This is a genomic window from Desulfovibrio sp. (assembly GCF_047607245.1).
Classification (GTDB): domain Bacteria; phylum Desulfobacterota; class Desulfovibrionia; order Desulfovibrionales; family Desulfovibrionaceae; genus Desulfovibrio.
In genome coordinates this window covers 1-7,561 of sequence record NZ_JASGDK010000185.1, presented here as the reverse complement: position 1 = coordinate 7,561, position 7,561 = coordinate 1, and the positions used below count along the sequence as shown (strand labels likewise).

Annotated in this window: 6 protein-coding genes and 1 pseudogene; all 7 read left to right on the top strand. The window is 50.0% G+C overall.

The features are described 5' to 3' along the window. Positions 1 to 1,296, top strand: a 1,296-nt coding sequence (locus QM579_RS13500; protein ID WP_414999649.1) for a glycosyltransferase family 4 protein, incomplete at its 5' end; no start/stop codon positions are given. Positions 1,297 to 1,364: 68 nt separating this feature from the next. Beyond that, on the top strand, positions 1,365 to 2,291 hold the full coding sequence (locus tag QM579_RS13495) for a glycosyltransferase (protein ID WP_414999648.1): 927 nt from the start codon (positions 1,365 to 1,367) through the stop codon (positions 2,289 to 2,291). A 4-nt stretch (positions 2,292 to 2,295) separates the two neighbouring features. Continuing rightward, positions 2,296 to 3,426: a non-hydrolyzing UDP-N-acetylglucosamine 2-epimerase gene (wecB, locus tag QM579_RS13490; protein ID WP_414999647.1), complete on the top strand. Its 1,131-nt coding sequence runs from the start codon at positions 2,296 to 2,298 to the stop codon at positions 3,424 to 3,426. Between the two features lie 190 nt (positions 3,427 to 3,616). Beyond that, positions 3,617 to 5,158 carry a hypothetical protein gene (locus QM579_RS13485; protein WP_414999646.1) on the top strand — a complete coding sequence of 514 codons (1,542 nt, stop codon included), beginning with the start codon at positions 3,617 to 3,619 and terminating at the stop codon, positions 5,156 to 5,158. Between the two features lie 446 nt (positions 5,159 to 5,604). Then, a pseudogene (locus QM579_RS13480) lies at positions 5,605 to 6,067 on the top strand (transposase); the annotation flags it as partial. An 829-nt stretch (positions 6,068 to 6,896) separates the two neighbouring features. Beyond that, complete coding sequence (locus tag QM579_RS13475) at positions 6,897 to 7,109, top strand: hypothetical protein (protein WP_414999645.1); 213 nt, start codon at positions 6,897 to 6,899, stop codon at positions 7,107 to 7,109. A 217-nt stretch (positions 7,110 to 7,326) separates the two neighbouring features. Beyond that, positions 7,327 to 7,561, top strand: a 235-nt coding sequence (locus tag QM579_RS13470) for a hypothetical protein (RefSeq protein ID WP_414999644.1), incomplete at its 3' end; no start/stop codon positions are given.

Below are 7,561 nucleotides of genomic sequence, written 5' to 3'. Positions count from 1 at the left end.
CTCGCTGCTGTTTCCGAGGGCCCACGACTTCAAGAGGGGAAAGAAAAAGAATTTGTCCGTTGGTTCCTGGGCAATGATTTGGAGTTGCCTGAAGACATGTTTGCCGCATCTTGGCAGGTTCATGCGTGGGAGAACATGAATGCCTCCAAAGCATATAAGATCTCAAATTTTTCATATGCTTTTCTTGATACCCGCCACTCAGATTCCGTTTCTCTCCTTGGTTGGGCCGACACTGTAAGCGGAGTGGGCGAAGACTTTCGAAGTATGTGTGAGGTCCTCAAAGGGCAGGATATAAAAGCATCTTTGCTAGATATTACTCCTTTTGCCCCCACAAGCAACGGAACGCCGTTGACTTCTCTCGCTGCCCCTCATGGGCTTGTAAATATCATGTGTTTAGCAGCTCAGGACATTTATAGACTCCAGCTAAACACACCTCCAGAATGGTGGGCCGGGCGCTACAACATCGGTCTTTGCCCTTGGGAGCTGCCTGAATGGCCGAAATCCGCCTCATTCGCCCTCGAAAAGCTGGATGAAATATGGGCCCCAAGCACTTTTATAGCGCAAGCTTTTTCGTCCTGCGGCAAACCTGTTACATATGTGCCTCATACTATTCGTCTGCAAAAAATAGATGGAGACCTGAGGCGAGAGTTAAATATTGACGTTGATACGATAGTCTTTCTGACTTGCTATGACTCAAATGCCTCCTATGCCCGCAAAAATCCCCTAGCTGTCATTCAAGCCTTCAATCAGGCATTCTCTGAAAAAAATCTTGACGTTTGTCTGCTCATCAAAACCATGAATGCCGAAAGACACTCGGCAGCATGGCAGGAACTGAAGGATGCGAACCAACTTGGCGACAGGGTAATATTTTTAAACGAGCGCTATGCTACTGAGAAGCAGACGTTGCTCTTGAACACCTGCGATGCTTTTGTTTCCTTGCATCGTTCTGAGGGTTTCGGTCGACTGCTAGCCGAGGCGATGTTTCTTGGAAAGTTGTTGATCGCCAGTAACTTCGGAGGAAATACTGACTTCACCACGACGGAAACTGCGTGTCCTGTCAACGGCAAATTGATCGATGTGAACTCGGAAGAATACCTTTTTGGCGAAGGGCAACAGTGGTTCGATGCCGATGTTGAGCACGCGGCAAATTATATGCGAGAATTTGCAGCTAATCCAAACAATTTTAGGTCACTATCTGAAAAAGGACGCAAGCATATCTTGGCATGCCATTCACCAGAAGCGGTTGGACAGATCGCCAAAAAAGCGCTCGTAAAAACCATGAGGCCCTTTAGATAATGCTTGAACCCATCACTGTTCTCTTCAACACCTACCCCATTGCCTTTGACTGCCCCGGCGGCGGCGAAGTGCAATTATTGCAGTACGAAAAGCACCTTCTTGATGCAGGCGTGCGTGTTTTGCGCTACGATCCGTGGAGCCCACAGTCACAATTTGAGGCTGCTGACATAGTTCACTATTTTTCTGTCATGGGGGCCTCATGGCTTTTTTGCCGCCACGCAGTTGAGGTTCGAAGAAAACCTCTGATTATTTCCCCCATCGTGTGGATAGACAAACCTGAGAAATATAATTTGCAAGATATTGGCTGGCTACTTGGCATGGCAACACACATCCTTCCCAATTCGCAGGCTGAATGCGACCAGCTTGCTGGGCTGTTTGGCATAGAGCCGACTCGATTTTCTCCCATAGTTAACGGCGTCAGTGATATTTTTTTCTCTCCTGTTGCACCCACCATATTTCGCGAACAGTACGGCATCCCTGAGCCTTTTGTCCTGTGCATGGGCAACATTGAAGAACGAAAAAATCAACTGCGTCTTATTGAAGCGCTTGCCGACACTACAATTCCTCTCGTGCTTGCCGGGCAAAGCAGAGAGTCCGAATACGCAACCAAATGCCGGAAACTTGCCGGAAAAACTGTACACTTCGTCGAAAACTTGGCCCACGGGAGCGAAATGCAGCGTTCGGCTTACGCCGCCGCGAGTATTTTGGTGCTTCCGTCAACGCTTGAGACGCCTGGCCTCGCGGCGCTTGAGGCCGCTGCTGGTGGAACCAGGCTGGCATTGACTCAAGAAGGCTGTACGAGAGAGTATTTTGGCACCTTTGCTGAATATTTCGACCCATATAACGTGGAAAATATGCGTGAGGCGATCTTGCGGGCGATGAAAAAACCCAAACCGCCGACTTTGTCTGTTTTTATCCGTGAACATTATACTTGGAAGCGAGCGGCTGAACAATTGGTAGCAACGTATCAAAAGATTTTAAGCAAAAGGGCTTAACGATATGCATCGCATCCTTATTCTAATCGGCACAAGGCCGGAAGCTGTGAAAATGGCTCCTGTGGCTATGGAGCTTCGTAGGCGCACAAATTTTGACACTCTACTATGCTCCACCGGTCAACATAAAGAAATGCTGAGTCAAGCTTTAAATGATTTTGGGCTAAATCCTGACCGTGACTTGGCCCTCATGAAAGAGCGGCAGAGCCTGGCCTCCCTAAACGCCGCTCTTCTTTCCTCCTTGGATGAGTTGTATGCGGAAGAACAGCCGGATATGGTTTTAGCTCAAGGAGATACTACCACAGTCATGGCAGCGGGGCTGACAGCCTTTTATCGGCATATTCCTTTTGGGCATGTAGAAGCCGGCCTGCGTAGTTTCAATCGCCTTGCCCCCTTCCCTGAAGAAATAAATCGAAAAATTGCTGGCTCACTAGCCGAATTGCATTTCGCACCAACGAATACATCGCAGAGTAACTTGTTAGCTGAGGGTGTACCAAGTAAAAATATTTTTGTGGTTGGAAACACTGTCATTGATGCCCTGCTCTGGACACGAGACCTTGTAAAAAAAGAGAATATTCCTCTGCCTGAGCCCGTGATAGCGGCCCTTGTTAAAGGGAAAAAAATGGTCTTAGTCACTGGACATCGCCGTGAAAGTTATGAAGCCGGATTTGAAGAAATCTGTCGAGGTATCTTGGCAGTCAGTGAGCGCCGACAGGATGTCTTTTTCGTATATCCAGTACACTTAAACCCCTTGGTGCGCGGGCCAGTCTTTTCTCTTTTGGGTGGCAAGGATAATATATTACTGCTTGATCCTCTGTCCTATCGCCCCTTCGTGGCCTTAATGCAAGCGGCGCATGTCGTACTGACTGATTCCGGAGGTATTCAGGAAGAGGCACCGGCTCTAGGCAAACCGGTGCTGGTTATGCGCGAAACCACTGAACGCCCTGAAGGAGTAGAGGCAGGGAATGCTGTCTTGGTGGGAACACAGGCTACGACCATTGCTGCACACCTTGATCGCCTTCTTGATGACGAGGACATGTATGTAAGCATGAGTCAGGCCCGCAACCCCTATGGCGATGGGCAGAGCGCCCGGCGTATCGTGGATATTCTGGAAAAACACCTGAGGCGTACTGCCTGATCTAAGGCTAGTGCTGCCGAGGCGTTACGCCATGCGTTGGCAAGCTTTGCCCACGTCATAAAGCTTGGGGGGCTCTCTCATTATTTGTGATTTCTCTCCATCAGAAGGCAATCCATTTTTAACACTTGGGCAACAGCCCACGACACGGTCTCCATCCATTTTGCGGTGGAGGCCGAGAGAAAATCAACAGATGTCATTTTCATTTTCGCAAAATACTGCCGTGGAAATTCTTCATGCTGCAATGATGCGGAGCTTTGGAGCGCCCCTTCGTCTTTCCCTCATGGGCAACTGCACCATCGCCCACTGTAGTCAAGACTCATCATGGCAAAGAGGAGCCCCCCCCCGGGGAAAGCTGCTTGTTTTTGGCCCGCCTGAAGCAGACATGACCAGCGCTCTTGGAATCGCACAAAGTACACCCTACTCTGCTTGGGCAGAACTGGACATCTGCGCCCCTGCCAATGGGGATATTCCGTATAATCAGAGCCCCGGTTATCTGCGCTATGGAGAGCATAGTCTGCTTGGAGGGCTTTCTTGCGCCATGCGTAAAAGGCCTTTCACCCGCTTTGATTATGCCGATGAGTGGAACAACCTTGGGTTTGGCAGAATCCGCACGGATGGTTCCATATGGGCCGCTCATGGCGGGTTTACGGCGGAAAAGGCCACAGAGTTGGCCGGGGCATACAACCAGCACATGGGTGAAGAGGCCCACTGCGGCGCGTACATGACCCTTTTTGATACCCCGAAGGCCTCTGTTCTCTGGTGTTCCCGCCCCGTGGGGCCTGTTGACAGTACGGAATGGAGCGTCATTGAGCGCTTTGTCAGCGACTGGCGCTCTGACCATCTGCCCTGCCTACCCTGCCTCTGCCAGACGCCGTACGGCTACCAATGCATCGTCACAATGCGCCTGGATTGCGACGAAGATGTCGGCTCTGCCCGCGATATTTTTACATGGTATGAAGGCCAGGGCATTCCCTTCTCGCTTGCCGTCAAAACCAGCCTTGCACTTGGCCCTGCTGACCTAGCCCTGCTTGAGGACGTACGCAGGGCCGAGGGAACATTACTGTCCCATACCCACACCCACCAATATAACTGGGGAAGCAGCATAGAGGGTGTCACCCATGAGGCTACGGCATCACGCCGCTGGTTTGCGGAAACATGGCCAGACACCCCGCCACCAGACCTTGCCGTATCCCCTTTTCACACCAATCCGTCATATGCCGTTCAGGGTATGATTCAAGCCGGGTTCGCTGGTTTTGTGTCCGGCATTATTCATAATGACCCGGAATACTTACTCGGCCGGGCAGGAATCGTCCCCTTTGCTGATGGAAAAATTGTCAGCATCAGCCAGCAATCCATGCTACACGGGGACTGCTATAGCCGCCAGGGAAAGAGCGTGCGTGCCCATGTCGATGCTTTTGCAGCACAATATGCTGCACGGGGAATATTCGGTTATCTTGATCACCCTTTCTCGACGCGCTACCAGTATGACTGGGAGAGCAAGGAGCAACGTCTTCAAGCGCATCAGCAGCTTATTTCTGCCATACGGAAACATAAAAATATCCTATTTTGGCCGCAACAAGAATGCTTTGACTTTGTCAAAGCGCTTGGCGCAGTGAGGTTGCTTGTTTCATCCACTGGAGCGGTTTCAGTTGTCTCTACAACAAAGAGGAACGACATCGTATATCGATACAAAGGATGTGAATACCGCATCAATGACGGAATATCCCTATAAGAACGTACTGCAGACCTAAGTCGGCATCCTTTTCTTGTTCAGGAAGGGGGGGGACAATATGACGATGTATAAACATCCTTTTCTTAGTAACACTAAAGTATAGCTTCCTGCGATCTCAGCCCCCACAAGCAATCCGCTATGTATACCCCATCGTCATCACCAAAATTGTTTTCAGAGCTGCTGGTGTGATGCATGGAGCAGAACTCCAGGATGCTGGGTACCTGATCCATCAGACAGTGATTTCTGAATGACGATGGATTCACATGTCTGTCGAAGAAATCTTTCAAAATTGTCCTTATCGAATGCAACGCATCTGAAAGTTGCCTTAGACATGAACTCAAATGGAATATTGGAATTACTTGTCCAAGTATGCTTGATGGCGTTTTGTAATTTAATTTGTGGCTGTCCCAGATAATGTAAATCGCCTAGAATTCACCCATGAGAAAATCCATCCCAGCAAACTCAAACAGGATAGGCTGATAGAATTATTTGTAGTTGGTGCAACTGCTCGCACGGCGGGTTCCTTGGTTGCAGTTCACAAAGCTACTGCCAACTATTATCCCCGTCGATTACGTCAATTGATCTACGCCAATAGCGAACAGCTTGAAATATTAACCGGAGAGATAGAAGCTGATGAGTCCTCTTCGGCGGTAAGCGCAAAGGCAAGCGGGGACGTGGAGCAAGTGGAAACGTCTCTATTGGGGGTCTGCTAAAGTTAAATAACAAAATTTACACGGTGGGGTTATTCCCGATGACAAGGCGGCACATTTGGAAACAGGTAACGCCGGGCAGTATCGTTTGTACAGACTCTTTTAACCGTTACATGCATTTGATGTAAGCGAATTCAAGCACCTTCGTATAAATCACAGTGAGTTGTTTGCTAGCGGAACCAATCATACCAATGGCGTTTTAACAACAGTGGCCAAAGAGAACAATTACAAATGTTAAAACAAACGGTTAAAGATAATTTAAGCTAGTTACCTAGACCCTCCCCTTATTTTTAAAAAAACGGCAGCCAAGCCAGCCCGCTGCAATAAGGATGGGCGTGGGCCACATACACATCACCACTAATCGCCAAAGGCTGCCCGTGCGGGCTACGCACCACGACATTCTTGATATGCTTACCCAGCAGCATAAGTTCCGGCGGTCGGTTTTCCCCTGAGGTACGTCATGCATGATGTGAAGCCGACCTGTCCAAAAACCTTTTTAATGAATTTGAGGCTGGTGCAGGGCGGCAGCTTGGTCAACGAGTTAACGCCGCGCGCGGGCAGATTATGCCTGTTTTGAAGCTTTATAAACGTGAAATGGCTAAGCCCTGGCGGGAAAAATCTATGCCAGAAATTTCTACAAAAATCTGCGTTGCTCCCTCAGCAAAAAGCAATCGAGTTCCTAAGGAAGACGTGTGCGCAATTTATCCTCATTAATTCAAATAGCATGTTTCTCCTGTATCGATTCCACAGGATGAAAGAGTCATACGTGGGTGCATGAGGAGTTTAGGGGAGTATATGTATACAACCTCAGCCATTATCTGGGCATTGAGCTGACACTGTGGGTTCCAATTTGCTGCTAAAATTTAGAGCAAAGGAGAGGCCATAGCATGAACGCCCCAGCAACCAGCACTGATCTATTGACGGTCTATACCGTGGCGTCCCACCGCCACCTGCATGCCGTACGGTTGATCCAAGCCCGCATTCTCTACCTAATCGATTTTGGCAAAGACTGCGCCGTGTAGATCCGAATGGACAAGGCCATCGGCACGCCTGTCATGGGCATTGCCGGGCCGCTGGAAGAAATCGGTCTTATGCTGCACAATGCTGAGGCCCTATGGGTGCCGGGGTCGTTTGAGGCTATTGGGCGCATTAAGAGCATGGCCAATTGCCGCAACCAAACAGGAGTTGAGCACGATTGCCGCAAATGCCCTGCCGAAAGAGTTTGCAGTCTGGCACAGTAGATTTTCTACACCCTCCAACGGGGGCCGCGTATCCGTTGATCACACGCGGAAGGTTTGCAAGCAATGCACGCCCAGGATTCCATTTTGACGCTGGCAGAAGTTGCGCAAGCTTTGCGCCTTGACCCTCGCACCGTAAAACGCGTAGCAGGGGAACTTGGCGGCAAGCGCATTGGTAGCCGTTGGCGTTTTCAGTGGGGGCGCGTTTTGGAGTATTTCCATGCCGACACTGAGAAAAGATCGAGGAAACATGTGGATGGCGCGGATCATTGTGAACGGGAAGCAGATTGCTTCTCGAATGTTCCCGCCTGGCAAGAAAGGCGGCCCGGAGTGGAGGGCCGCAAAGGAATGGGAGGAAGACGAAACCATGCGGGCCAGGGAGCAGCAGGAACGGCAGACCCTTACGGGCTGCGAGCTGCTTTTGGAGTGGGGCGAGCGGTATCTGGAGCATGTGG